The organism is Amycolatopsis sp. lyj-346, assembly GCF_046548975.1.
Lineage (GTDB): Bacteria > Actinomycetota > Actinomycetes > Mycobacteriales > Pseudonocardiaceae > Amycolatopsis.
The window spans coordinates 1-534 of record NZ_JAJPWT010000080.1 but is presented as its reverse complement, the minus strand read 5'-3'; the positions used below and the strand labels follow the sequence as shown (position 1 = coordinate 534).

The window sequence follows — 534 nt, the reverse complement described above, 5'->3', positions numbered from 1 at the left end:
CCATCGTGGAGGCGTTCCTGACCACGCCGTTCTCCGGCAACGAGCGGCACGCGCGGCGGATCTCCCAGGTCACCGAGTACGAGGAGACCGGCGCACTGCCGAGCCTGCCCTGACCCGTACCCACCGGGACCAACCCGGTGCCGGTGGCCGCCGGAGCTGGCTGCTCCGACGGCCACCGGGTCAGGGGTCGAACGGCGGTCACCGGGACCTGGTTACCGGCCGCCGACCCGGGTTCCGCACGGATGTACCGGGTCCAGGGTGAAGTCGACCGTCGACACCAGGCCGGCGGAGATCCGCAACCGCTGGCTCTCCGGCTTCCACCCGTCCCGGGCGACGATCACGTCGTACCGGCCCCGGGGCAGCCAGAGGGCGTACCGCCCCTGGTCGTCCGCGCTCAGTGTGTAGCCGGTCTCCGGATCGTTGACCAGGTTGATCTGCACCGTGGCCGGGACCGGCACCGGGTCCCCGGTGCACGGCTCACCCCGTACGGTGCCCTGGATCTTGCCCCAGTTCGGTGGTGGCGAGACGTTCATC

General features: G+C 71.3%; 1 protein-coding gene. It reads right to left on the bottom strand.

Features of this window, described 5'->3' with window-relative positions; genetic code table 11:
• Positions 1-212: 212 nt before the first annotated feature.
• Positions 213-534: carboxypeptidase-like regulatory domain-containing protein (locus ACLJQE_RS44800; RefSeq protein WP_410645942.1), on the bottom strand; the 322-nt coding region annotated here is incomplete at its 5' end.